30 protein-coding genes are annotated in these 22,483 nt (G+C 49.3%); 22 read left to right on the forward strand and 8 right to left on the reverse strand.

What is annotated here, in order from left to right; all coding sequences use genetic code 11:
* The first annotated feature begins 48 nt into the window (after positions 1 to 48).
* On the forward strand, positions 49 to 705 hold the full coding sequence (gene can, locus M2403_RS12275) for a carbonate dehydratase (protein WP_152327650.1): 657 nt from the start codon (positions 49 to 51) through the stop codon (positions 703 to 705).
* A gap of 148 nt (positions 706 to 853) precedes the next feature.
* Here can and M2403_RS12280 read toward each other — a convergent pair whose 3' ends face one another.
* The gene (locus M2403_RS12280) at positions 854 to 1,861 is read right to left on the reverse strand and encodes a tyrosine-type recombinase/integrase (protein ID WP_259229341.1); all 1,008 of its coding nucleotides are present in this window, start codon (positions 1,859 to 1,861) and stop codon (positions 854 to 856) included.
* Between the two features lie 75 nt (positions 1,862 to 1,936).
* Positions 1,937 to 2,236, reverse strand: coding sequence for a helix-turn-helix transcriptional regulator (locus M2403_RS12285; protein ID WP_259229342.1), 300 nt, complete (start codon positions 2,234 to 2,236; stop codon positions 1,937 to 1,939).
* 119 nt (positions 2,237 to 2,355) lie between these two features.
* Here M2403_RS12285 and M2403_RS12290 point away from each other — a divergent pair, with 119 nt between their 5' ends.
* On the forward strand, positions 2,356 to 2,628 hold the full coding sequence (locus M2403_RS12290) for a regulatory phage cox family protein (protein WP_259229344.1): 273 nt from the start codon (positions 2,356 to 2,358) through the stop codon (positions 2,626 to 2,628).
* 36 nt (positions 2,629 to 2,664) lie between these two features.
* Positions 2,665 to 3,000 carry a hypothetical protein gene (locus M2403_RS12295; protein WP_259229347.1) on the forward strand — a complete coding sequence of 112 codons (336 nt, stop codon included), beginning with the start codon at positions 2,665 to 2,667 and terminating at the stop codon, positions 2,998 to 3,000.
* Here M2403_RS12295 and M2403_RS12300 read toward each other — a convergent pair.
* Positions 2,984 to 3,172 carry a hypothetical protein gene (locus M2403_RS12300; RefSeq protein WP_259229349.1) on the reverse strand — a complete coding sequence of 63 codons (189 nt, stop codon included), beginning with the start codon at positions 3,170 to 3,172 and terminating at the stop codon, positions 2,984 to 2,986. The genes M2403_RS12295 and M2403_RS12300 overlap by 17 nt on opposite strands.
* Before the next feature lie 140 nt (positions 3,173 to 3,312).
* Between M2403_RS12300 and M2403_RS12305 the strand changes: the two genes are divergently transcribed.
* The 5 genes from M2403_RS12305 (at position 3,313) to M2403_RS12325 (ending at position 6,613) form a co-directional block, all read left to right on the forward strand.
* Complete coding sequence (locus tag M2403_RS12305) at positions 3,313 to 3,477, forward strand: phage filamentation protein Fil family protein (RefSeq protein WP_259229352.1); 165 nt, start codon at positions 3,313 to 3,315, stop codon at positions 3,475 to 3,477.
* A gap of 7 nt (positions 3,478 to 3,484) precedes the next feature.
* The gene (locus M2403_RS12310) at positions 3,485 to 3,811 is read left to right on the forward strand and encodes a hypothetical protein (protein ID WP_223509138.1); all 327 of its coding nucleotides are present in this window, start codon (positions 3,485 to 3,487) and stop codon (positions 3,809 to 3,811) included.
* A gap of 66 nt (positions 3,812 to 3,877) precedes the next feature.
* On the forward strand, positions 3,878 to 4,060 hold the full coding sequence (locus M2403_RS12315; RefSeq protein ID WP_112286861.1) for a DUF2732 family protein: 183 nt from the start codon (positions 3,878 to 3,880) through the stop codon (positions 4,058 to 4,060).
* Positions 4,060 to 4,284, forward strand: coding sequence for a TraR/DksA family transcriptional regulator (locus tag M2403_RS12320; RefSeq protein ID WP_112286862.1), 225 nt, complete (start codon positions 4,060 to 4,062; stop codon positions 4,282 to 4,284). The genes M2403_RS12315 and M2403_RS12320 overlap by 1 nt, the downstream gene beginning before the upstream one ends.
* 79 nt (positions 4,285 to 4,363) lie before the next feature.
* The gene (locus M2403_RS12325) at positions 4,364 to 6,613 is read left to right on the forward strand and encodes a replication endonuclease (RefSeq protein ID WP_259229362.1); all 2,250 of its coding nucleotides are present in this window, start codon (positions 4,364 to 4,366) and stop codon (positions 6,611 to 6,613) included.
* A 313-nt stretch (positions 6,614 to 6,926) separates the two neighbouring features.
* On the opposite strand, the gene M2403_RS12330 is transcribed toward M2403_RS12325, so the two are convergent.
* Positions 6,927 to 8,006: a DUF6602 domain-containing protein gene (locus M2403_RS12330; RefSeq protein WP_259229364.1), complete on the reverse strand. Its 1,080-nt coding sequence runs from the start codon at positions 8,004 to 8,006 to the stop codon at positions 6,927 to 6,929.
* A gap of 454 nt (positions 8,007 to 8,460) precedes the next feature.
* On the reverse strand, positions 8,461 to 8,709 hold the full coding sequence (locus M2403_RS12335; RefSeq protein ID WP_310503636.1) for a plasmid recombination protein: 249 nt from the start codon (positions 8,707 to 8,709) through the stop codon (positions 8,461 to 8,463).
* A 909-nt stretch (positions 8,710 to 9,618) separates the two neighbouring features.
* Between M2403_RS12335 and M2403_RS12340 the strand changes: the two genes are divergently transcribed.
* Positions 9,619 to 11,412, forward strand: coding sequence for an ATP-dependent endonuclease (locus M2403_RS12340; protein ID WP_112286867.1), 1,794 nt, complete (start codon positions 9,619 to 9,621; stop codon positions 11,410 to 11,412).
* 43 nt (positions 11,413 to 11,455) lie between these two features.
* On the opposite strand, the gene M2403_RS12345 is transcribed toward M2403_RS12340, so the two are convergent.
* Both M2403_RS12345 and M2403_RS12350 read right to left on the reverse strand, forming a co-directional pair.
* Positions 11,456 to 12,493 (reverse strand): phage portal protein, encoded by a 1,038-nt coding sequence (locus M2403_RS12345; RefSeq protein ID WP_112286868.1) that lies wholly within the window; start codon positions 12,491 to 12,493, stop codon positions 11,456 to 11,458.
* A 2-nt stretch (positions 12,494 to 12,495) separates the two neighbouring features.
* A complete protein-coding gene (locus M2403_RS12350; RefSeq protein ID WP_259229370.1) occupies positions 12,496 to 14,262 on the reverse strand; it encodes a terminase ATPase subunit family protein in 1,767 nt (588 codons plus the stop codon).
* A 149-nt stretch (positions 14,263 to 14,411) separates the two neighbouring features.
* On the opposite strand from M2403_RS12350, the gene M2403_RS12355 reads away from it, so the two are divergent.
* The 11 genes from M2403_RS12355 to M2403_RS12405 all read left to right on the forward strand — a co-directional run bounded on the left by M2403_RS12355 (position 14,412) and on the right by M2403_RS12405 (position 19,949).
* A complete protein-coding gene (locus M2403_RS12355) occupies positions 14,412 to 15,263 on the forward strand; it encodes a GPO family capsid scaffolding protein (protein WP_259229631.1) in 852 nt (283 codons plus the stop codon).
* A 46-nt stretch (positions 15,264 to 15,309) separates the two neighbouring features.
* The gene (locus M2403_RS12360; RefSeq protein ID WP_259229372.1) at positions 15,310 to 16,374 is read left to right on the forward strand and encodes a phage major capsid protein, P2 family; all 1,065 of its coding nucleotides are present in this window, start codon (positions 15,310 to 15,312) and stop codon (positions 16,372 to 16,374) included.
* 11 nt (positions 16,375 to 16,385) lie between these two features.
* Positions 16,386 to 17,042, forward strand: coding sequence for a phage terminase small subunit (gene gpM, locus M2403_RS12365; protein ID WP_259229373.1), 657 nt, complete (start codon positions 16,386 to 16,388; stop codon positions 17,040 to 17,042).
* A gap of 95 nt (positions 17,043 to 17,137) precedes the next feature.
* Complete coding sequence (locus M2403_RS12370; RefSeq protein WP_259229374.1) at positions 17,138 to 17,608, forward strand: head completion/stabilization protein; 471 nt, start codon at positions 17,138 to 17,140, stop codon at positions 17,606 to 17,608.
* A complete protein-coding gene (locus M2403_RS12375) occupies positions 17,608 to 17,811 on the forward strand; it encodes a tail protein X (RefSeq protein WP_235174386.1) in 204 nt (67 codons plus the stop codon). The genes M2403_RS12370 and M2403_RS12375 overlap by 1 nt, the downstream gene beginning before the upstream one ends.
* 5 nt (positions 17,812 to 17,816) lie before the next feature.
* Positions 17,817 to 18,026 (forward strand): phage holin, encoded by a 210-nt coding sequence (locus M2403_RS12380; RefSeq protein WP_120164091.1) that lies wholly within the window; start codon positions 17,817 to 17,819, stop codon positions 18,024 to 18,026.
* Positions 18,007 to 18,516 carry a lysozyme gene (locus tag M2403_RS12385; protein ID WP_259229379.1) on the forward strand — a complete coding sequence of 170 codons (510 nt, stop codon included), beginning with the start codon at positions 18,007 to 18,009 and terminating at the stop codon, positions 18,514 to 18,516. Before M2403_RS12380 ends, M2403_RS12385 begins: the two co-directional genes overlap by 20 nt.
* Positions 18,516 to 18,941, forward strand: a complete 426-nt coding sequence (gene lysB / locus M2403_RS12390) for an Rz-like lysis system protein LysB (protein ID WP_259229380.1) — start codon at positions 18,516 to 18,518, stop codon at positions 18,939 to 18,941. Before M2403_RS12385 ends, lysB begins: the two co-directional genes overlap by 1 nt.
* Positions 18,829 to 19,074, forward strand: a complete 246-nt coding sequence (gene lysC, locus M2403_RS12395) for an Rz1-like lysis system protein LysC (RefSeq protein ID WP_259229381.1) — start codon at positions 18,829 to 18,831, stop codon at positions 19,072 to 19,074. The genes lysB and lysC overlap by 113 nt, the downstream gene beginning before the upstream one ends.
* A complete protein-coding gene (locus M2403_RS12400; protein WP_119826385.1) occupies positions 19,037 to 19,504 on the forward strand; it encodes a phage tail protein in 468 nt (155 codons plus the stop codon). Before lysC ends, M2403_RS12400 begins: the two co-directional genes overlap by 38 nt.
* Positions 19,497 to 19,949, forward strand: a complete 453-nt coding sequence (locus tag M2403_RS12405; protein WP_259229382.1) for a phage virion morphogenesis protein — start codon at positions 19,497 to 19,499, stop codon at positions 19,947 to 19,949. The genes M2403_RS12400 and M2403_RS12405 overlap by 8 nt, the downstream gene beginning before the upstream one ends.
* A gap of 82 nt (positions 19,950 to 20,031) precedes the next feature.
* Here M2403_RS12405 and arsH read toward each other — a convergent pair whose 3' ends face one another.
* The gene (arsH, locus tag M2403_RS12410; protein ID WP_123552177.1) at positions 20,032 to 20,730 is read right to left on the reverse strand and encodes an arsenical resistance protein ArsH; all 699 of its coding nucleotides are present in this window, start codon (positions 20,728 to 20,730) and stop codon (positions 20,032 to 20,034) included.
* 86 nt (positions 20,731 to 20,816) lie between these two features.
* On the opposite strand from arsH, the gene M2403_RS12415 reads away from it, so the two are divergent.
* Together M2403_RS12415 and M2403_RS12420 are read left to right on the forward strand one after the other, a co-directional pair.
* Positions 20,817 to 21,137, forward strand: a complete 321-nt coding sequence (locus M2403_RS12415; protein ID WP_064407404.1) for a transcriptional regulator — start codon at positions 20,817 to 20,819, stop codon at positions 21,135 to 21,137.
* Between the two features lie 45 nt (positions 21,138 to 21,182).
* Positions 21,183 to 22,472, forward strand: coding sequence for an arsenic transporter (locus tag M2403_RS12420; protein ID WP_115192521.1), 1,290 nt, complete (start codon positions 21,183 to 21,185; stop codon positions 22,470 to 22,472).
* The last annotated feature ends 11 nt before the right edge of the window (positions 22,473 to 22,483 follow it).

Genomic DNA, 22,483 nt, shown 5'->3' on the forward strand with positions numbered 1-22,483 from the left:
CCCTATATTACTCCATCGCTGTTGGCTCGTTACAGGCTATTAACCTCAATGAATGATATAGAAAAGCTCATCAGTAATAATGCCAACTGGTCCAAGACCATGATCGACGAAGATCCTGGCTTCTTTGAACGACTTTCCCAATCTCAAAAACCCCGTTTTCTGTGGATCGGTTGCTCCGACAGTCGCGTTCCCGCTGAGCAATTGACCGGGCTTGAACCGGGCGAACTGTTTGTTCACCGTAACGTCGCCAATCTGGTTATCCATACTGATCTCAACTGCCTGTCCGTTGTGCAATATGCTATCGACGTACTGGAAGTGGAACACGTCATCATTTGCGGTCACTACGGTTGCGGTGGCGTACAGGCAGCGGTTGAAAACCCTGAACTGGGTTTGATTAATAACTGGTTATTGCATATCCGGGACATCTGGTACAAACACAGTTCCCTGCTGGGCGAACTGTCACCAAATCAGCGTCTCGATAAATTGTGTGAGCTGAACGTCGTGGAACAGGTTTACAACCTCGGCCACTCCACCGTAATGCAATCAGCCTGGAAACGCGGCCAGAAAGTCACCCTGCACGGCTGGGTTTACGGCATTCAGGACGGACGACTGCGCAATCTCGAAGTCGACGCCACCAGCCGCGAAACGCTGGAACAGCGCTACCGTCAGGGCGTCTCCGCCTTACTGAACGGCAACCCGCAATAACAAGCCGCCCCACTCTACAGAAAATTAAAAAACAAAAGGCACAAAAATGTGCCTTTTTTATCATTTATTTTTCCTGCACTTATAACGCGATCACTATAAATCAATGAGTTATATGCGGTGTAAGCAGCTACAAGCCCTATAAAGATGCTTAGGTGTGGACACTATGTGGACACTCCAGCCCCGCTTTTCCCCTCAGTGGATTGAAGAAAATCGCGTCCTGCAGGAAGTCCGGAGCAAAGTGAGCATAGACCATTGTCTGGTTAATATTCGCGTGTCCGAGAATTCTTTGCAGGGTGATTATGTTCCCGCCGTTCATCATGAAATGTGTCGCAAACGTATGTCGCAGCACATGCAATGATTGCCCTTTCGGTAAGTCTGGCTTCACCGATTTCAATAGCAGCCGGAAGGTCAAATAATCGGCATCAGGAAAAAGTAATCCAGACTTCTGATTTTTGACTGCCTTACATACCTCATCTGAGATCGGGACTGTTCTAGGTTTGCCGTTTTTGGTGTTAAGAAAAGTCACTCGGTTATTAATGACATTCTCCACCTTCAAACTGCTTATTTCTCCCCAACGGCCACCAGTGCTCAAACTCAGGATCGCAATCCGCTTATTGTCCCCTTCCAAAACAGACAGCAACTTCTCAATTTCATCAGCAGACATAAAAGTCATGGATGATAGCTGACCTTTTAGCAACGTTACTCCATGCAACGGATTTTCAGCGTGGAATAAACCGGCTTCGTTCAGGTAAGTAAACAGGCCACTCAGCAACATCAAATTGCGGTTTACCGTCGTTGCCTTAACGCCCTTCGCCAATCTTAATGACTTAAATTTTGTAATAGCCAGGCTATCGATTTGAAAAGAACACGGGTCATCCATCAGGTTGCAGATGAATTCCAGTTTGGCTTTGTCGAGCTTGCCGTGTTTCACGTTCTGTCCGTGATAGAGCCACCACAGTTCTATCAGCTCGGATAACGGTCGTTTGTCTGCCGGTTTAGATAGCCATTCTTTGTCGTGATAATTCACCGCTACATATTTTTCGTAGGCGGCTGCTTCATGTTTTTTGTCGAACCTACGCCGGAAGCGCTTTCCGTTGCGCCCCTGCGGTCTGATGTCCACTTCATAACGACCATCATCGAGCTTCTTAATCGACATATTGAAGCCCTCCGGAATCGTGGGTACTGCAAAGACTCAGTGAATCTATAAAACGTAAAAAGTCGAAATGTAGCGTTAACCAGTCTTTTTGTCGGAGTGGGACGACGTTGTTTCGTCCTGCCCAAAGTGTGCGAGAACCGGCGCGATCTGTCCGGCTTCTGGGGAAATTTGATCAGTCATGAACCACATTGTGTATTTTGTGAACTTTGGATGCGCCAAAATTTTCATAGTGACGTCCGTCGGGGGAACAGATCTCCCGCTTTCGTAGTATGTCAAAGAACTGTATGGAACCCCTGTTAACTCCGCAAATTGCTTACGGTTAATCCTTTCGGATTCTCTGATGAGTCCAATCTTCTCTGCTATCGAGCTTGACATGTTTTCAAGATCCTCTAATAATTAGATGTACACGATATTTGAATTCAACATTATCTAAACATCTGTAAGTGTCGTTAAGCGACTATAAGCAGTTGTCGAGATCTGGGAAAGGTTAGCAGATGAGCAAACAAATCGTAAGTGTGTCGGATGTACTGCCTTATACGGAATTTGCCAAATCAATTGGCAAAACTCCCGCTGCCGTTAAGGCAATGATTGAGGCTGGCAAACTGCCGGTAGTCGAAATGCGTAACCCTGAAAATCCTACGGCTCGAGCAGAGAATTGGATCTACATTCCAGCATGGAATGCAGGCATGAAATTAGCTTTTGAAAAGCGTCCAAAAGAGATTCGCGACGGATGGCTAATGTGGCTTGGCTTGGGCGAGCCGAAGTAATACTTCGTTAGATTGATATTTAAGTTGGAGGAAAGCATGGCTAAAAATATTGGTTCCACAATTCAGGACAGTTTACTTTTTTTAGATTTTCAAGATGTAAATAAAGGAAGGACATTCGTCCTTTTAACTTCAATTATATCTATTCAACGAAATGCCGAAGGTGCTCTTATCACCTTAGATTCGGGACTGGAGATTTCAGTTCATTTAAGTGTCACAGCAGTCATGAGCACAATTGCATATGCCGTTAAGAATTGCCGCAGATCTCACCCCGAAGTAGCAGACACGATTCCTGCAATGTTTATTTTTGCCTTATCTGAGGAAGATAAGGCCAGTCTAGACCGGCCTATGGAAGCTATTAGATACGCTCGATAAAGCTTTTTAAATGCGGTTCTATTGGGAATTTTTGATCAATTAGATGAGCAATTTCATTCACAAGACCTTTGAGTTCAGATCCTAAAGCACTCGCCCCATCGGGGGTTTCGATGGATTTTAACAGTTTTACTAAATCTGTCAGTTGAGCGCGAACCTTGGCTTCTCTACTCATAAATGTCTCCTTTTGTAATGTGTTTAAACCTGAGTCATCTCGCGAAAGATAATCAGGCTGAACAACTTTACCATATGAATCATGGTGAAAGAGTGCATGTTTCCATTTCAGGCACTCGAGCCAACATAGGATAGGTGAAGATGAGTATCTCAGTTGCACCACTGCTGAAAAGACAAAGCCCTTCCCGCAGTTTTGGGCATGGCTGGATTGAGCTACCAGGTGGCAAACGCTGGAATCCAGCTAAACCACAAATGTTTTCAACCGGTTCGATCCGGAAGCCCTTCTACAAACGCTTCTTTGGTTGAGGTGTCTATGCAATCGCAAACATTGAGCTATTCGGAAAGTATCCCGAAGGAAAAAAGAGAGGCATGTTTTCAGCATATTATCGGGATCCGAAAAATGCTGACCAGCCAGAAAAATATTGCGCAGGAAACGTTTGATGAAAGTACGCCGACCATGCGCAAATTGATCTGCTTCCATGCTGGATTGAAAAGTCGTCATATCAATATGCGTTTCTTTGAATTGGCGCACAGTGAAAGAATAAAGGTCATTGAAGCACTTAACTCACTCATTGAGTTTGGTAACGCGCTTCCGGCCTTTATTAGTGAAACCGACTCAGTTCTCAACATAGAACATTAATACATCTGAAATTTAATTGGCGTTCAACCCGCCGGGCATTCTTTTGCCTAAAAACAGGATTGGATAATGGAAGAAATCATAAATGAAGCTCGTTCTGACGAACGTTTAAATCGTGCAGCCGTATTCGCTGCACGTCTTGAGGCTATCGCATGTTTCATCATCAAGCAGGCAATGACCGGCACTGAAGCCGCCGAAGCTTTACGCGTTGAGGCTACCCGCATCCAAAACGAAGCGGGAGAATTTCATTAATGGCTGATGTTATTGACGCTGCCCAAGAACGAGCGGACCTGATCTTAGAGTCACAAATTCAAGCTGCCCGCATAAGCACTACGGGCGCTTCCTCCATGTATTGCCTCGACTGTGACCGCCCTATTCCTGAAGAACGCCGCGCAGCTCTGCCTGGCGTTGAGCTGTGTGTCTATTGCAAGGAAATCAGTGAGCTAAACGCTAAGCATTACCGAGACAGTAAGTGATTTTGTTCTCGATGGCATTGCTCATTCTGGCTGGCATCAATGCTGGCTATCTGCTCATTGATATCAAAGACGGTTTGTAATGCAGAACAATCGCTTTACTTCTCAGACTGAAACGCCCGATGTTTGGGCGTTCCCCTGGAATAAACCTCTAGCCCCAATCAGCCCCCAAGAAAGGCCGAGACCGCTTACCCGTGATGAATACGATCAGGGGCAAGCTGTTTTAATCAAAGTAAAAAACCTCTCTAAAGACCTGCAAGAAATTTTCACTGGCCGCCATAAGTACCTACTCAAAACTCAGGGCATTCACGCAGCAAATAAATATCTGGTTTATACACTTGGCCGCAGCACCCTTCCGCGTGTCGATGCAGTTAATAAAGCCCATGCAATGAATATCAATGCCACCATGAAATTTATCTCAGAGGCCGATGTTTATCACCAGTTACCAGGCATGAGCGACAAACCGCTACGTCGTTTCACACAGAATATTGCAGGACAATTGAAGGCCATTTATGAAGACCGTTGCGATCAGCTGTTGGCTGAACATGGTGGAGATTACGCGGTACTTCTTCACTCTGATACGCAATGCGCTCTGTATCGTGATATTGCAGGAATGTCGCGAGCTTTCAACGTTAGCCCGATGTATTGGACAAAATTCAGTAAAGGCAAACTGGATGCAACGTCTGCCATCGCTGGCATGTCACGCTTGGTCAATCCTGACTGGTGGTTAAGTCAGTTGAAAGGCCAGCGTACCCGCTGGCGTGAGTCTTTACTTATTGCAATCGGCAAGGTTAACCGTGACGCCTCCCCCTATGCCAGTAAGCAGGCTATCCGTGAAGTTCGCTCCCGCCGTCTGTCGAATCTGGATTATCTAAAAAGCCGTGACCTGGAGAATGTCGAAACCGGTGAACGCATCAGTCTGATCGACAAAGTGATGGCGAGTATTTCAAATCCTGAAATCCGCCGTATGGAATTGATGAGTACGATCGCTGGCACCGAAAAATATGCTGCCGCGAATGGTGACGTCGGGATGTTTCTGACCATCACCACCCCTTCTAAATTTCACCCGACCCGCATGGTGGGTAAAGGTGATAACAAGCGTGTTCAGCGAAATCACTCCTGGGACAAAGAGGCATATACGCCTAAAGATGCACAGCGTTATCTTTGCGGTATCTGGAGCAAAATGCGCACCGCGTTCAAAGACAGTGGCCTATCCGTTTATGGTATGCGTGTAGTAGAACCTCACCACGACGCGACCCCGCACTGGCACATGATGCTATTCACCAAGCCTGCCATGCGTAAGCCCGTGATCGATATCATGCGTAAATACGCCATGAAAGAAGACGGTGACGAGCGCGGCGCTGCAAAGAACCGCTTTGACTGTAAGCACCTGAACCGAGGCGGTGCCGCTGGCTACATCGCTAAGTACATCGCGAAGAATATCGACGGTTATGCATTAGAAGGCGAACGCGACCACGAGACTGGCGAGCTTCTGACTGACTCCGCTGCTGCTGTTACTGCCTGGGCTGCAACATGGCGTATACCGCAGTTTCATCCCATCGGTTTACCTACGATGGGTTCCTACCGTGAGTGTCGTCGGATACGTTCCATCAGTCTGACTGAAACCTTTGACGAAGAAGTCGAAGCCGTTCGCGCTGCTGCTGATGACGGTGACTTTATGGCGTACATGACTGCCCAGGGCGGCGCTAATGTACCTCGTGACGATCAGACGGTGCGCGTAGCACGTCGCGTTGCCAATGAGCTGAACGCTTACGATGAAGAAGTGAAAAAAGTTGTGGGCATTTTCGCGCCCCACCTCGGCGAATCACATGTATATGAAACGCGCACCACTCAATGGCGCATCGTTGCTTCTGCCGTTGATTCTGAGGTTTTGACCGTAAAAAGCGCCTCCGGCGCGCCTCGGAGTCCTGTCAATAACTGTGGGTTAGGTGAAAAGAAGCTGGCCGCAAATTGGCGTGATAACAAGGCTGGGAGCGACGCTACTGCGTCCAATTCTGACAACCTGCGAGTTATTAACTGGACAGACACTGCCGCCGTGAAGGTGATTGTGGCGCGTATACGTGAGAAGGCGCCGAGAGTCAGCAAGACGCAGTGCAGTTTCGACCCGACAAAAGGTCGTGACGTGGCTCCGTCGGCAAGATTGACATCAGAAGAACGGGCACGCTTGCCGGAAATCGAACGCGCATTGATGAAACACAACATCACGGCGGAACGCTGGGAGCTGGAAGTGTTAAGCCGTGGGGCGAAAATCAGCTTTGGGGATCTGGTTATGAGTTTTGAACCGCTGCCTGATTGGGCAGAATTTGAATGATATGTACTAGCTTAGACTTGATCCGACAGATTTCGTAGGTAGATAGAACATCATCAAATGATGACAGTCTGGTTTGAGCGAGGAGCGGACCTTGAATTACTATATACTCACAAAAGTGAATGATACTGCTACCAAGATGCTCACATAAGGACCGAGGATTGGGCGGAGCAAAACTTATCGCCTGCCACCCCCAGTTTATCAGGAAGGGTACTGCTAGTAATAACAAAAGAGCATTGAAAAGCGGCCCCAGCGTCATACAGGGCGAAATGGTATAATCCATCTGGTGGCCGACAGTACCCGTCTTGTGCGGATTTTATTCTTCCTGTGGTGGGTTTTGTTTAAAGTAAAAGGTTATTTTACTTTCTTCAGCTGAGCTTTCAAAACTGAAACTGAAATTTTTAAAGTCGTCACCTAGACCGTTTTTATCAAACTTCTTACAACTTAAATTACCCCACATATCCTCACAGCATATCGAAAAAACCTTGGGATCAGCTTTCCTTTCGTTAAGTAAGTAATTACCAAATGATTCTTTAGATAATGTGTTTGATATTCCAGAAAAAAGTGATAACTCAACATCATTATCGTTGCACTCAACTCCAATCCATTGGTGTATTTTAAAAGTTATTTCATTAAAATTAATGCCGTTTATTATAATTTTCCCCGTGTCAAAATCGGAAACTATTTTGTTGGTTTGAATAGAAGATTGCAATAATAAAGCAAATTGAGATCTCGTTAAACCAGATAGAACATTATCGTTTTTTAAAGTGTCTTGAATGATATCTGTAAAATTTGACATTTTTATATTACCATCGCCCATAAAACCCTTGAGAATATCAGAGTTGCTAAGGTAGTCTTTTAAATATTTAATCTCTGTGTGTTTGTAGTAGTAACACTTATCAGAAATGCAGAGTACGCCAATGGCTGGATTTGCCAAGAAATTAGTATCGTTATCATAATATCTGCTCAGTTCGCTTTTCTTGGCATTACTTGAAAATGCAAATAGAACGGTAGGAGACTTCCCACCAATTGATCGAAATCTTCTAAATTTTTCAATTGTTGTTTCTAGTTCTTTCGCTGTTAAAGTTGATTTAACCTCAATGTTATATCTAACTGCTTCGATAGGAACGAAGGCAAGATCATTATTTATATATGGCGGTAATATTTCATTATCATAAATGATAACATCACTTTCATTTGATTGCTCTCCACATGAGTTCTCAATTATACCTCTTGAAATCTCATACTTTCTTGGAATAACGTCTTTTATTATTTTTATCAACTCTACTTCATTCAAACCACCCTTCACCCCCTGGTGTTCTACATTTTTATTTACAGCAAACTCTTGTTTCAATGTTTTTATCCTAGATGATATTTTTTCTGAAATAATACTCATATCAAGGTTCCCCCTCTCTTTCGATTACTATTGATTTTATAAATTGTGAAACATCCAACACTATTAAGTACTGTATATATAATAATTAAATAATGTTCAAACTCACCATAACCACGAGATTTTCTATGAATTTCACTTTTAATTCGTTTTTCTAACTCGCGCTTTCGATTTACTTGCTGGAAAATCTTAGACATCCGTAAAATCTCCTGCATCGGGTCTTAATGCAATCCCTTAAACGGCTCCGTAACGCCGTGTAGGCGCTTTTGTTGTTCGCCCTTAATCTTACTCTGTTCTCGTTCTGGTGGCTCTACGAGGCTAGAGTGATAATGGCTGTAAATCCATCATTCACAGCCTTACTCAAACGTTTAGCTACACTAGTCAAATTTTCTGCCTCTTTAGTGAAGATAGCTTTCCGTAGCACCTGTCGTTTCAGCAATTCCAGAGGTATCGATACCTAATTAAGCATTCCACGGCTTAATGATTTGTAGTAATGCTGAACTGTATGGTGTGTAGTGCGACTTCCCTCTATGCCTCGTCCCAATCTCAGCTTTTTCCCTGACTCTGCATATGAACTCTGGTCATCACGCATTTTAGAACGGTTACCAATAAACTCTTTTGCGGATAACCTTCCATCATCTGTCAACAGCACCACAAATACAAAAAGATGTGGTGTAGCTTCATCGCGATGAACCACAGCAGCCACAACACGATACTTTCCGTATTTTTTTCAAGCTACTGCTCATAATGGGCGAAAAATTCAGCCTGCTGTTATGGACTTGCTGTCATAACGTACTCGAGGGCTAATACAGCATCCTTTAGGCGTTTTTCCGGTATAAATCCTATAATCAGTCCATTGCCTGATCTGACGATTCGGACACATCGTATTCATTTTTTTGGTGTACGTTCAACATCAGCGTTAGGCATCTCCCGCTCTCAGTAACAGCGTTGCAACGCACTGGCAACGCTTCTCATTTCTACCAGTTTTTTGCAGCGAAACATCGCGTAGTTCGCCAAACACAACCCTCATTCCCTTAAATACGGAAATTAATAATATTTCTCATGCGCCTGAATGAAGCAACTGTAACTTAAAGTGCGTACACTCAATAATCTCTGCTGGCAGTGATGGCGAGCGGGAACTTTTGATAACTCACTTTCAACATCAACTTACCCCCTTGTTCCAAGTTGACTCACACATTATCATTTCGGCAACGACCGCATTTGGCACAAAGCTGCCTGTCAGGTAAGTTTAGTTGTGTAAGGTCAAATCTGAGCTCACCCATATGATGTGCATCAAGCACATCATATGGGTGAGCTATGCATGTATTATGCGCATGGTTTTGCATGATCCCGAAAGGATCAAAAAACACCTGCTCGACCCTCTGCCAGTACTTTGCGACGATCTCGGTCATGCATTAAAAACGGTGAACTAAGTCAGAAGCGGGCAGGCGGGTAACATTGCGCGCGCCGAGGGCAGCCCTGAAAGTTTCTTGTGGTGTGATAAGACGCTTGGGCTTGTGAAGCGAAAAACCGGCGTTAGGAAAATTACTGACTTTATTAAAAATTATGATATTTTATGTTATGAACAAATCTCACATAAAATTTCGAGGATCCCATGCCTGTTAGTATTTCTAGGATTGAAATATCGAATTTCAGATCAATACAAAAAATGGTTATTGATAGCGCAAGGTTACAGATAATTGTTGGGAATAACGATGCGGGTAAATCAAATATACTAAGAGCCCTAAATCTATTTTTCAATCATGAAACTAATCCGGGAGAGAGTTTCAACTTTACGACTGACTATAATATTTACTCCGCTAACAAAGAATCAAAAAAAGCACGCGAAATAAAAGTAAAGTTGATTCTTGAGATTCCTTCAAGTTACCATGCCACAAATGGGGACCTGATAGAGTGGACTAAATCATGGCGATCAGGCGGTTTATATGATGAAAAAATTCTGGGTATCAAATCGTCAAATGGCCCAAGGGGAGGAAGACGATCTGAAAAAATAGAAATACCTCCTAGATCCAACATGAAACAACTCCTCAGCAATGTTAAGTATGTATATATCCCTGCGGTAAAGGACAAAGAATATATAGCAAAGCTTAGAAGTGAGATTTACTTTGTTGTCAATGAAGTCTTTAACGAAAACTTTAACGATTCTAGCAAAGCATTCGAAAAAAGCATTGCTGAAAACCTTCACGAGTTGACCAAAGAAATTAGCGAGTCACTTGGATTTAATTCAGCTCTTTCATTACCACGAGACCTTAGTAGTTTATTTGGAAACTTAGATTTCCTGAATGATATGAAAATATCACTCAATGAGCGAGGCGATGGCGTTAAAGCACGTCACATACCTCTAATATTGAAATTTATTGCTGAGAAAACTAAAACTTTACAAGCTAGAGGTAACCCGCCTTATACATTTATTTGGGGTTATGAAGAGCCTGAAAATAATCTTGAACTGACTTCAGCTATAAAGTTAGCACTTCAATTTAAAAATTTTGTACCTGAACCTGTTTCTCAATTGCTCATTACCACCCACTCTCCAGCTTTTTATAATCTATCTAAGCATGATGAAAACGTTAAGTGTTTATTCATAGAAAAAGACAAGACTGATTTAACGTACTGTGATAGCGACTATGCACTGCTTGATGACAAGATGGGAGTAATGGAGTTACTTTCACCTTATATTGAAGAAGTTAGGTCACGCATAGAAAACATAGAGTCCGTTAGTCAACTTGGTGACGTGAAAGCTGTTATTTATGTCGAAGGAATGAGTGATAAAATAATTATAGAGAAAGCGATATCTCTTTATATTCCTGATCGAATAGAGACCATTGAGATTGTTACCAAGGACTATGGCGCTGGTACCAACTACGTCAGTGATATGTTGAAAGCATATTTTCATATGCACAAGCATCATAAAGATAAATTCAAGTGTGTAGGAATAGTTGATGCCGATGATGATGGTAGGAAAGTTAAACAAGAGCTCGGGAATATTCAGGATGTGGGAGAATCAGTGAAGTGTTACCTTTTACAACCTACGCAGGATATTATTGATGCAAAAAAAGATGGGTTCTTAATCCCTGGAGTACTAGAGTGCAACTATCCTATCCATATATGGGAAGAAGAACTAGAAAACGGAAAGCTTGAGCAGAGGGAGAAACTTGGTGATATTCTCACTGAAAGCAAAAATAATGAATTACTAAAATCTGATGTTTCATTATATAAGCATTTAGAGGGAAAGCCGTATCGAATTAAAGTTGAGAATTTTGTCCATAAAGATAGAAAATTACCTTTGGCGAATAAGATTGCCTCATTAGAGGACGCTGAAGCTAGGGTTTGCTTAGGTTTCTTAGAGAAAACTCTCAAAGAGATTGAAAAGTTTCTATTCAACTCTTAGAAGAAAATTTAGGTCAGTGGGTTACACTGACCTATCAATTTGACTATATATATTGAGATGTAAGCTCATAAAAGGTAAACCTAATCACCTCCTCCCCAAACCACGCATTCAACTCCTTAAACCGTTCCTGCAACGGCGTCAGTTCGTTACGGACAAATACCTGTGACGCCTTAACCGAATCACCAAATCCGCCGCTGTTCTCCGGAATAATCCCCATCATCTGCGGCGGTACGCGGTGCGCGCAGAGCAAATCGTTCTGGCTGGCTTTCTTGATGTTAAAGAAATCGTCTTTCGTCGCGACTTCACTCAGTGGCAAAATCTTGATCCCGTCCGGTTTGCCGTTCGGCGCGTACATAAACAGGTTACGGAAATTGCCCAGACCTTTCGTGTCCCGCATCGCTTTACGCATCTGATCGATGTCCGAGCTGCTTTGTGCTGCGTCGGTCATGTACAGGATATATCCGGCGTGCGCGCCGTTCTGATAGTACTTGCGGCGAAACAGCGTGGCGGCTTCATTCAACCAGGCGGAATTCAGGGCGCTGAGATATTCCGGCAGGCCATACAGCTCCTGGTTAATGTCCGGCTCAATCAGATGAAACACGCTGCCGGCTTCAAACTGATGCGCATCCTTCCACTGCTGCACAAACCAGTAAGTATCCTGCTCAACACCACGCCGCGCATATTTGGCGGGCACCGTTTTCATCACCACCGCGTCGCCGAGCTGGTTGCGGATCACTTCTAAAAACGCATTCCCAAATACCAGGTAATCCAGGGCAAACCGGCTGAACTCCTGCTGTGATAGCAGCGGATGCGGTACAAAGGTCGAGGCCAGAATATTACGTTTCACATACAGCGACGAACTGTGGTGCACCGCTGCCCGCAGCGTGCGAGCCAGGCCATCAAAGCTGACCGGCGGCTCATACCACTGGCCGTTCCCCGTGCATTCGATGTAATCCAGGATTTCACGGCGGTCTAGCACCGGCGTCGGGTCGCCAAAGCTGAACGCCTCCGCCCTGCCTGTCTGCTGGGCGACTGCTGTGACGGTGGTCTGTGCTGCCTTGCGAAATTTGCGCTTACTCATAATTAATAAAACTCCAGGATGTTAGGGCTTTGTCCACCGTTGGCGGCGGTCAGAGGTTCGTTGAGCAGTGCGTGCATGATTGCCCAGGCAACATCTGCGTGGCTGGCTTCCTCGCTCCGGCTGGCCTCATAGGTTGAGCGGCTGCCGCTGGCGGTCATGGTTTTGCGGATCGCCATGAATGACGAGGTGATGTCTTTATGGTTGGTGTCGTACTCCAGGCGGCCGGAGGTGATGCTGTCTTTCGCTTTCAGCACCATTTTCGTTTTTGTTTCCGGGCTGTAGCGGATTTCCATTGCAGCGGGGAAGAACTGCCGGACAAGCTGGAAAACGCCCTGACCGATGCCGGTGGCATCAATGCCGATATATTCCACGCAGTAACGCTTTGTGAGTTCCTCAATACTTTTCGCCTGGGCGGCAAAATCCATTCCTTTCCACTGATGGCGTTCCAGCACGCGGAATTTGCCGCCGTCCACCAGCGGCGGAGCCACGACGGCGCAGCCTGCGCTGTCGCCCGTGTGTGACGGGTCGTAACCAATCCAGACGGCGCGATAACCAAACGGACGCGTCGCAAACGGGCTGAAATCCTCCCATTCCTCCGCGCTTTCCACCATGCAGCGTTGCAGCTCGGCGAACGGGAACACGGACGCCTGATCGTCTACAAACTCACACATGAACAGGTTCCGGAAGTCCTCCGCGCTGTTCTCCTGTTTCAGCGTGTCGATGTTAAACAGGTTGCAGCCACCGGCTAACGCATCCTCAATGGTGACGATTTGCCGCCACTGCCCGTCGCCGCAAAGCTGCCCTTTAGCCAGGGCGTGATGGCTGATATCTAGCTCAATCCTGTCGTTGCGATCTTCCCGCCCTTTGTTGAACAGCTCGCCTGACCAGAACGGGTAAGCACCGTGTGTCAGTGCCGACGGCGTGGAAAAATAGGTGGTGCGCAGATGTTCCTGCGACGCCATGCCGCTGGCGACCTTGCGCAGCTTCTGGAAGTTGGGGATCCAAAAGATTTCGTCCACGTACAGGTCACCGTTATGGCTTTGTGCTGTGTTGGAGTTAGTGCCTAAGAAAATCAGTTTTGCGCCGTTGTTGCCGATTACAATCGGGTCGCCGGTCAGCTCGACATCGACCTGGCGGGCAAACTGAATGATGTACTCACGAAACACGTAAGCCTGGGTTTTACTGGCCGACAGAAAAATCTGGTTATGGCCGGTTGCCAGGGCGCGCAATAACGCCTCACGCGCAAAGAAGAACGTTGCGCCAATCTGGCGGGATTTCAGGATGTCGCGGATACGATGTTTAAGCCCCGCGTCATACCACACACGCTGGTACTGGAAGCACTGAGCCAGAAAAATCCCCTCCAGTTTCTCCAACGCCTCGTCACTGAAATAGTTCTTAGTCGGCTTCTTACGCTCACCCTTATTTCGGTTGGCAACGTTCGGGTTTAAATCCACCTCGTTCCCACTTTTCCCATAGCGGTTCACCCTTGCCAGGCGTTCCATCAACCGACCTAGCGCCTCCATTTCCTTGTAATCCGCATTCCCTTTGACGTCTTTGGTGGTGAGCTGGATAAGGCGCGCTTCCAGGCTGGATTCCACGCGGGAAATGGGCGCGGCGTTGTCCCAGGCGTCGCGTGTTTTCCAGCTTTGCACCGTCGGTATTTTTTGGGTCAGCAGTTCCGCAATCTGACGCACTGAAAACCCCTGCCAGTAAAGCAGTGCCGCCTGTCGCCGTGGGTCGCTGATGATGGTTGAGTTTGTCATTTTCATGACTGCCACGTTAACGGGCGGCCTGCTGATTTTCCTGCTGTCCACGTTGTGCCATCGAGCATCAACCCGCATCGGCTGGCGGTGTCGGGCGTGTGTCTGGAAACTTGGATTTCTCAGAAGCACACACCGACTGGAGTCAGAAAATGGCAATGGCAACAAAAGCAAAGCGCTTTCGTATCTGTACCGAAGGGGCAACCACCGACGGACGCGAAATCACCCGCGACTGGATTGAACAGATGGCGGCGACCTATGACCCGAAAGTCTACGGCGCACGCATCAACATGGAGCACATCAAAGGGTATTTCCCTGACAGTGCGTTTCGTATGTACGGCGATGTCACCGGCGTTTATGCCGAAGAAGTGGCAGACGGCGCGTTGAAAGGCAAGCTGGCACTGTATGCCGATATCGACCCGACGCCGGATTTAGTGTCGATGGTGAAAGCCCGTCAGAAGGTTTACACCTCCATCGAAGTGAACCCCTCGTTTTCCGATACCGGCAAAGCCTATCTGATCGGCCTGGCCGTGACCGACAGCCCCGCCAGCCTCGGCACCGAGTACCTGCAATTTAGCGCGAAGGCACAGCAAAACCCGCTGGCGAGCCGCAAACAGGATGCCGGAAACCTCTTTACCGCCGCCGAAGAAACGGCGTTCGAGTTCGTGGAGGAAGTACCGGCTGCCCCGTCGCTGTTCTCCCGCGTGAAACAGCTGCTTTCCAGCAAATCGGCCTCAGATGATGCCCGTTTTAAAGACGTGCATGACGCAGTGGAAGTCGTTGTGTCTCACGTCGAAACCGGCCTGCAAGCCGGTGACGAAAAGCTGTCTGCGCTGAAAACCTCGCTGACGGAACGCCTGAACGCACTGGAACAAGCCGCGAAAGATGACCGCGAACAGTTCAGCACGCTGAAAGGCAAGCTGGAAAAATCCGCCCCGCAGAACTACACGCAGCGCCCTGTTTCAAGCGGCGGCGGCAAGGGTGATGCAGCCAATTTCACCGACTGCTAAGTACAACACTCGCAATTAACCCGTACACAAATTTGGAAAAAAACGCATGAAACAAACAACCCGCTTTCAATTTAACGCCTACCTGTCCCGCATTGCCGAGCTGAACTCGGTGGACACCGGCGACCTGGATAAAAAATTCAGCGTTGAGCCGTCGGTGACACAGACGCTGATGACCCGCGTGCAGGAATCTTCCGCCTTCCTCCAGATGATTAACATCATTCCGGTGGATGAAATGAAGGGTGAAAAGGTCGGCGTGGGTGTCTCCGGTTCGATTGCCAGCACGGCAGACACCAGCGGCACCGGTGAACGCCAGACGGCTGATTTTAATACCCTGACCGCTGAGGGTTATGAGTGCCGCCAGACGAACTACGATTTCCATTTCCGTTACGCCACGCTCGATCTCTGGGCGCGCTATCAGGATTTCCAGGCGCGTTTACGTGACGCCATCGTGAAACGCCAGGCACTGGATCGCATTACCATCGGCTTTAACGGCGTTGAGCGTGCGGCGACATCTAACCGCGCTAAAAACCCGCTGTTGCAGGACGTGAACGTGGGCTGGCTGCAAAAGTACCGCAACAACGCGCCGGAGCGCGTGATGAGCAAAATCCTCGGGGATGATGACGCCGTGATTTCCGCGACCGTCCGCGTCGGTGCAGGCGGTGACTTTGAGAACCTCGACGCGCTGGTGATGGATGCCACCAACAACATGGTTGACCCGATTTATCAGGACGATACCGGCCTGGTGGTGATCTGCGGTCGTCAACTGCTGGCGGACAAGTATTTCCCGCTGGTGAACAAAGCGCAGGAGAACTCGGAAAGCCTGGCGGCGGATATGATTATCAGCCAGAAACGCATCGGTAACTTACCGGCGGTGCGCGTGCCTGGCTTCCCTGCCAATGCCTTCATGATCACCCGCCTGGATAACCTGTCCATCTACTGGCAGGACGGTACGCACCGCCGTCACATCGAAGAAGTGCCGAAGCGTGACCGCATCGAAAACTACGAATCCATTAATGAGGATTTCGTGGTGGAAGATTACCGCGGCGGCTGCCTGGTCGAAAACATCCAGCTCGGCACCTTCAAAACCACCGCGCCTGAATCAGCGGAATAAAGGGGGACGTCATGATTAGCCCTTGCCGTCGTCACATGTTGCGACAGTCAGCCATTATGGCCGCACAGCAGGCCGCCGGTCAGTTGACCCATGCCACCGGCTACGAACTGCAAATGCAGAAGCTCAATGCGGATAAACAGGCACTGCACAAACTCCAGTCCTTCCAGGCGAAAGCGGAACAGAAACGCAAGCTGTTGCCGGAATACGCCCCATGGGTGTCGGGCGTACTCGCCGAAGGGAACGGCGCGCAGGATGCCATCCTGATGACCGTGATGATCTGGCGTATTGACGCCGGTGATATTGCCGGTGCGCTGAACATTGCCCGCTACGCCTTTAAGCACCGGCTCGCGATGCCGTTCGGCACCCGCACGGCGGGATGCGCTTTCACTGAGGAAGTGATCGACCAGGCTGTACGTGCCCGCACCGCCGGTGAACCGGTCAGCGTTGAGCTGATGCTGGAAGTGCTGGAACTGACTGACGCTGAGGATATGCCCGATAAAGTCCGTGCCCAGTTGCACAAAATTATCGGCTATCTCTACCGCGACGGCGGCAAGGACACCTTAGCCCTGGCGCGTCTGAAAAGTGCCTTAATTCTCGACGGCAAATCAGGCGTTAAAAAAGACATTGAGCGCCTGGAGTCTGCCATTAAAAAGGCGTCCGGAAGCTAAAAAGCATGCGCCCCGCGCAGGGCGGCACGCCAGCCGAGACCGGTCTTTGACCTTGTTCGACGCTGGCGTCCACCGCCCCCCATTCAGAGGTCACTATGTCCCTTGTTGTACCTGCACCAAAGCCGGACGCCGCGACGGAACCCGCGATTAAAAATACGCACTTTTGGCCTGATGTGGATCCGGTTGAACTGCGTGACACGCTGCGCCTGGAGGGCACCGTCACGGCGAAAAGGCTGCGCACCGCCGCAAAGTTTGCCATGACCGAAGTGAACGCCGAGCTGTTCAGCTTTCGCGATGCACAGATTGCCCAGGGATTTAATCGCCTGGCTGATGTCCCCGCCGATCAGATTGATGACGAAAGCGTGAAGGTCTGCGCCTATCAGCGCGCCGTTGCGTCTATCTCTGCGGCCTTCCTGGCGGAGCGTTACCCGAATAACGACACCACCGATAAAGGCAGTAAAAAGGCCGAAATCGTGGAAAGCACGGTTGATGATTTATGGCGGGACGGGCGCAACGCGATCAGCGACGTCGCCGGTGTCTCTCACTGCATCATCGGGCTGCTCTGATGAAAGTCATTGCCGAGCAAGGCGACACCGTCGATTCGCTGTGCTGGCGGTACTACGGGCGTACCGAGTCGGTAATGGAACAAGTTTACGCGGCTAACGTTGGCTTAGCCGCACAGGGGGCAATTCTGCCCCATGGCTACGCGGTGGAGCTGCCGGATATTACCCAGGCCGCAGTCAGTGAAACCGTCTCACTTTGGGACTGATGACCATGGAGCGCATCACCTCGTTTATCTGTTATTGCATTGCCGTGTTTCTGGCCTGGCTGGGGGGAATGTCTTATCAGGATATTGCCTTTTTAGTCGGTGCAGCCGTCGGCGTCGCGACCTTCCTGGTGAACTGGTACTACCGGCGAAAAACCTACCGCCTGCTGAAAGCAATGGGCATCAGAGGGGACATTAATGCAGCCATCAATCGTTAGACGCTGCGCCGTCGCCGCAGTACTTGCGATTGCCGCGCTGCTGCCGCAAACGCCGACGTTGAAAACCTCCGCCGCCGGTCTGGCACTGATTGCGGATTTTGAAGGCTGCCGCCTGTCCGCCTACCAGTGCAGCGCGGGCGTCTGGACAAACGGCATCGGGCACACCGCAGGCGTGAAGCCGCAGACCCATATCAGCGAACGGCAGGCTGCCGTGAATCTGGTGGAAGACGTGATGCGGGTGGAGAAAGGGATTGCCCGATGTATGGCGATCACCATGCCACAACCGGTGTATGACGCCGTGGTGTCCTTTGCGTTTAACGTCGGCGTGACGGCGGCCTGCAAATCAACGTTAGGGTTTTTCATCAATAAAGGCCGATGGCGTGACGCCTGCGAACAGTTGCCGCGCTGGGTGTTTGTTAAGGGCGAGCGCGTCACCGGCCTGGAGCGCCGCCGCGCGAATGAGCTGGCCTACTGCCTGCGGGGGGGCTGATGCGCGTTTTAATTTTATTACTGCTGGCAGCCTGCGCGCTGGCGGGGCTGCAAACCTGGCGTATCGGTGGCCTGACTGAAAAAGCCGACCAGGCGCAGCGCATCATCGGCACGCTGTCCGCCGGTATTGAGAGCCGTGATGCTGCCATTAACCGCCTGAGCGATGATGCACTGAGACGCGAACGCCAGGAACAAAGCCTGCGCGCACAGCTCTCACAAGCGGGGCAGTTAGCACGGGATCGTGAAGTTCATATTCAAAGGTTACTTAATGAAAATCAGGAAATGCGCGATTGGTACGGCACTCGTCTGCCTGATGGCATTGGCCGGATGCACTCGCGTCCCACCTTTGCCAGCGCCGCAGATTATTTACGTTGGCTGTCCGGCGGTAACCAGTTGCCCGATACCGGCAAGCTCACCGGCCACTAACGGCGATTTAAGCAGTGATGTCAGAAACCTGGAGGCCGCGCTGACGGCCTGCGGCCTCCAGGTGGAAGCGGTCAAACAATGCCAGGAGGAACACCGTGTTAAAACCCGCACAGCTGCGAAAAGCCTTAACTGACGCCGTACCGGTGCTGCAAACCAGCCCCGACACCTTGCGGATGTTTGTGGACAACGGGCGCATCGTTTCCACGTTAGCCAGTTCGCTGTCGTTTGAATACCAGTATCAGACCGAGCTGCTGATCACCAACTTTGCCCAGGACTGCGATTTGATTATTGTGCCGATTCTGGCCTGGCTGCGTGAGAACCAGCCGGACATCATGGCGACACCGGAAAAGCAGCAGACCGGCTTTAAATTTAAGGCCGATATGCTCGATGATGGTTCTTACGATATCGCTATTGACGTGCAACTCACCGAGCGCGTGATTGTGAAACAGATTGATGCCGGTCTGTACGTGGAGCATTTTCCGGAACCGCCACTGCCGGAGCCGGTGGAAAGGCCGCGTGAACTCTACCTGCACGGCGAGTTAGTGAGTCAGTGGCATGAGTGAACTGTCAGCCTTTGATACCCGACTGGCGGGGCTGATTTCCGCGCTCTCACCGCAAAGCCGGAAGGCGATGGCGGCAACCATTGCGAAGCGTCTGCGCAAACATCAGCAGCAGCGCATTAAGCAGCAGGTTACACCGGAGGGGCAGCCCTTCACGCCCCGCCGTCCGCAGCCTCTGCGGGCAAAGAAAGGCCGCATTAAGCGTGAAATGTTCGCCAAACTGCGCACGGCAAAATACATGAAGGCCAAAGGCACCGCTGACGACGCCGTGGTGGAATTCACCGGCCAGGTTCAACGCATGGCGAAGGTGCATCAGTACGGGCTGCGGGATCGTCCGTCTGTACGTGCAAAAGAAATGCAGTATACGGCGCGCCCGTTATTAGGGTTGGATGGGGAAGATATGAAGATTGTTGAGAATGAATTGCTAATAGTATTATCACTAGCTTGACCTGACTCAACTACGGCACAGAGCCAAACCTAATCTGACAGGCAGCTCTGTGCCATAAGCGGACATTTTGAACTACCTAACGTTATATTTTCTCCTGATTGACGCGTGACGAAAGTTCCTGATGGCTCTCTTTTCGTTCGCTGTAGCGATCGGCAAGGTAACTGCTTTGCCCCTTGAACAGGAGAGTGATTTTAAATAACTCCTCGGCGACATCGACAATGCGGTCATACCAGGACGAAGGTTTCATTCGCCCGTTTTCATCGAATTCCTGCCAGGCTTTAGCGACTGAAGACTGGTTAGGAATAGTGAACATCCTCATCCAGCGGCCAAGAATTCGCATCTGGTTCACCGCATTAAAAGACTGCGAGCCGCCACATACCTGCATTACAGCGAGAGTTTTGCCTTGAGAAGGGCGGACCGCGCCTTCGCTTAACGGGATCCAGTCGATCTGGGCCTTCATCACCGCACTCATTGCCCCATGCCGCTCAGGAGAGCTCCACACCATTCCATCACACCATCTGACCAGTCCGCGCAGCTCTATGACTTTTGGGTGTGTATCCGGAGCATCATCCGGCAGGGGTAAACCTGAAGGATTAAACAGCCTGACTTCCGCCCCCATCGCCGTCAGCAGGCGACCCGCCTCTTCTGCTGCAAAACGACTGTACGAACGCTCTCTTACCGAGCCATACAGAATCAGAATGCGTGGAGATTCATTGAGCTGTAGGTGCTCAGCAATCTTTTTATCGAAACAATCAGCGTTCAGTGCAGGAAAGTGTTCCATTATTTCTCCTCCGGGATATTACGGTGATTTCAAAGCTAATGCATATGGTTTACCATATGTATATTCTGAAGGGAACGGAGTAATCAATGCTACAGCCTGTTCAGCTTTTTAAAATCCTGTCGGATGAAACACGTCTCGCCATTGTCATGCTTCTCCGGGAGTCCGGCGAACTATGCGTATGCGATATATGTGCGGTCACTACTGAGTCACAGCCCAAAATATCTCGCCATATGGCTATTCTGCGTGAAGCAGAGTTAGTGCTTGACCGCCGGGAAGGCAAATGGATTCACTACCGTCTGTCTCCCCACATGCCAGCGTGGGCGGCTGAGACGATCACGACGACCTGGCAATGTATGAGAGAAGATGTGGGTGAATGGCTGTCAAAATCAGCCTGTACATCATGCTGAGAATTTTTCATCACATATACATAACCATATGCAAAGGAACCTGAAATGATTTTGGCAGGGAGTATATTTATACTGACGCTGGTCCTGGTCATCTGGCAGCCCAGAGGTCTAAGCATCGGTTGGAGTGCAAGTATCGGAGCAGTGTTGGCGCTGGGAACGGGAGTTATCCACATTCATGATATCCCTGTAGTCTGGAACATCGTCTGGAACGCAACAGCGGCATTCATTGCGGTGATCATCATCAGCCTGCTGCTCGATGAGTCCGGTTTCTTTGAATGGGCCGCGCTGCATGTTTCCAGATGGGGTAACGGGCACGGCCGCCTGCTGTTTACCTGGATAGTACTGCTTGGCGCAGCTGTTGCTGCTCTGTTTGCTAACGACGGTGCCGCGCTGATACTGACGCCAATTGTGATTGCAATGCTGCTCGCACTGGGGTTCAGCCAGGCGACGACGCTGGCCTTTGTTATGGCTGCGGGATTTATTGCCGATACCGCCAGCCTGCCGCTGATAGTTTCCAACCTGGTGAATATTGTCTCGGCGGATTTCTTCGATCTGGGCTTTACGCAGTACGCCTCCGTGATGGTCCCTGTGAACCTTGCGGCCATCGCTGCAACGCTGGCCATGCTCCATCTCTTCTTCCGCCGCGATATTCCGGCCAGATATGACGTTTCACTGCTCAAAACGCCTGCCAGCGCGATTAAAGATCCAGCGACGTTCAGGGCGGGCTGGGTTGTTTTACTGTTCTTGCTGACCGGTTTCTTTGTTCTGGAGCCGCTGGGGATCCCTGTAAGTGCGATAGCAGCAGTTGGGGCTGCGGTGCTTTTCGTGGTAGCAAAGCGTGGTCATGCCATAAATACCGGGAAAGTGCTGCGCGGTGCGCCCTGGCAGATAGTGATTTTCTCGCTGGGTATGTATCTGGTCGTCTACGGCCTGCGTAACGCTGGACTGACTGAGTCTCTTTCAGCCGTACTCAATATGCTGGCAGACAAAGGTTTATGGGCTGCTACGTTCGGTACCGGCTTCCTGACTGCGTTCCTGGCGTCTGTGATGAACAATATGCCGACGGTACTCATTGGCGCATTGTCTATAGACGGGAGCACTGCGTCCGGCATAGCCAGAGAGGCGATGATTTATGCCAATGTGATTGGCTGCGATTTAGGTCCTAAAATCACCCCGATAGGCAGTCTGGCAACCCTGTTATGGCTTCATGTGTTGGCACAGAAAAACATGACCATTACCTGGGGGTATTACTTCCGCACGGGCATAATCATGACTCTGCCCGTGCTGTTTGTCACTCTGGCCGCGCTGGCGTTACGGCTCTCCGTCACTTTGTAATGAGAAACAGA

The sequence above is a fragment of the Rahnella sp. BIGb0603 genome, assembly GCF_024808755.1.
Lineage (GTDB): Bacteria > Pseudomonadota > Gammaproteobacteria > Enterobacterales > Enterobacteriaceae > Rahnella > Rahnella contaminans.

What these genes read in the sequence shown, in the direction of transcription:
- M2403_RS12420 (WP_115192521.1), top strand. Translation starts at nt 21,183, where the DNA reads ATGATTTTGGCAGGGAGTATATTTATACTGACGCTGGTCCTGGTCATC.
- M2403_RS12305 (WP_259229352.1), top strand. Translation starts at nt 3,313, where the DNA reads ATGAGTATCTCAGTTGCACCACTGCTGAAAAGACAAAGCCCTTCCCGC.
- M2403_RS12340 (WP_112286867.1), top strand. Translation starts at nt 9,619, where the DNA reads ATGCCTGTTAGTATTTCTAGGATTGAAATATCGAATTTCAGATCAATA.
- can (WP_152327650.1), top strand. Translation starts at nt 49, where the DNA reads ATGAATGATATAGAAAAGCTCATCAGTAATAATGCCAACTGGTCCAAG.
- M2403_RS12375 (WP_235174386.1), top strand. Translation starts at nt 17,608, where the DNA reads ATGAAAGTCATTGCCGAGCAAGGCGACACCGTCGATTCGCTGTGCTGG.
- lysB (WP_259229380.1), top strand. Translation starts at nt 18,516, where the DNA reads ATGCGCGTTTTAATTTTATTACTGCTGGCAGCCTGCGCGCTGGCGGGG.
- M2403_RS12370 (WP_259229374.1), top strand. Translation starts at nt 17,138, where the DNA reads ATGTCCCTTGTTGTACCTGCACCAAAGCCGGACGCCGCGACGGAACCC.
- M2403_RS12345 (WP_112286868.1), bottom strand. Translation starts at nt 12,493, where the DNA reads ATGAGTAAGCGCAAATTTCGCAAGGCAGCACAGACCACCGTCACAGCA.
- gpM (WP_259229373.1), top strand. Translation starts at nt 16,386, where the DNA reads ATGATTAGCCCTTGCCGTCGTCACATGTTGCGACAGTCAGCCATTATG.
- M2403_RS12310 (WP_223509138.1), top strand. Translation starts at nt 3,485, where the DNA reads ATGCAATCGCAAACATTGAGCTATTCGGAAAGTATCCCGAAGGAAAAA.
- M2403_RS12385 (WP_259229379.1), top strand. Translation starts at nt 18,007, where the DNA reads ATGCAGCCATCAATCGTTAGACGCTGCGCCGTCGCCGCAGTACTTGCG.
- M2403_RS12330 (WP_259229364.1), bottom strand. Translation starts at nt 8,006, where the DNA reads ATGAGTATTATTTCAGAAAAAATATCATCTAGGATAAAAACATTGAAA.
- M2403_RS12290 (WP_259229344.1), top strand. Translation starts at nt 2,356, where the DNA reads ATGAGCAAACAAATCGTAAGTGTGTCGGATGTACTGCCTTATACGGAA.
- M2403_RS12285 (WP_259229342.1), bottom strand. Translation starts at nt 2,236, where the DNA reads ATGTCAAGCTCGATAGCAGAGAAGATTGGACTCATCAGAGAATCCGAA.
- M2403_RS12300 (WP_259229349.1), bottom strand. Translation starts at nt 3,172, where the DNA reads ATGAGTAGAGAAGCCAAGGTTCGCGCTCAACTGACAGATTTAGTAAAA.
- M2403_RS12280 (WP_259229341.1), bottom strand. Translation starts at nt 1,861, where the DNA reads ATGTCGATTAAGAAGCTCGATGATGGTCGTTATGAAGTGGACATCAGA.
- M2403_RS12355 (WP_259229631.1), top strand. Translation starts at nt 14,412, where the DNA reads ATGGCAACAAAAGCAAAGCGCTTTCGTATCTGTACCGAAGGGGCAACC.
- M2403_RS12315 (WP_112286861.1), top strand. Translation starts at nt 3,878, where the DNA reads ATGGAAGAAATCATAAATGAAGCTCGTTCTGACGAACGTTTAAATCGT.
- arsH (WP_123552177.1), bottom strand. Translation starts at nt 20,730, where the DNA reads ATGGAACACTTTCCTGCACTGAACGCTGATTGTTTCGATAAAAAGATT.
- M2403_RS12415 (WP_064407404.1), top strand. Translation starts at nt 20,817, where the DNA reads ATGCTACAGCCTGTTCAGCTTTTTAAAATCCTGTCGGATGAAACACGT.
- M2403_RS12295 (WP_259229347.1), top strand. Translation starts at nt 2,665, where the DNA reads ATGGCTAAAAATATTGGTTCCACAATTCAGGACAGTTTACTTTTTTTA.
- M2403_RS12360 (WP_259229372.1), top strand. Translation starts at nt 15,310, where the DNA reads ATGAAACAAACAACCCGCTTTCAATTTAACGCCTACCTGTCCCGCATT.
- lysC (WP_259229381.1), top strand. Translation starts at nt 18,829, where the DNA reads ATGGCATTGGCCGGATGCACTCGCGTCCCACCTTTGCCAGCGCCGCAG.
- M2403_RS12325 (WP_259229362.1), top strand. Translation starts at nt 4,364, where the DNA reads ATGCAGAACAATCGCTTTACTTCTCAGACTGAAACGCCCGATGTTTGG.
- M2403_RS12350 (WP_259229370.1), bottom strand. Translation starts at nt 14,262, where the DNA reads ATGAAAATGACAAACTCAACCATCATCAGCGACCCACGGCGACAGGCG.
- M2403_RS12380 (WP_120164091.1), top strand. Translation starts at nt 17,817, where the DNA reads ATGGAGCGCATCACCTCGTTTATCTGTTATTGCATTGCCGTGTTTCTG.
- M2403_RS12405 (WP_259229382.1), top strand. Translation starts at nt 19,497, where the DNA reads ATGAGTGAACTGTCAGCCTTTGATACCCGACTGGCGGGGCTGATTTCC.
- M2403_RS12320 (WP_112286862.1), top strand. Translation starts at nt 4,060, where the DNA reads ATGGCTGATGTTATTGACGCTGCCCAAGAACGAGCGGACCTGATCTTA.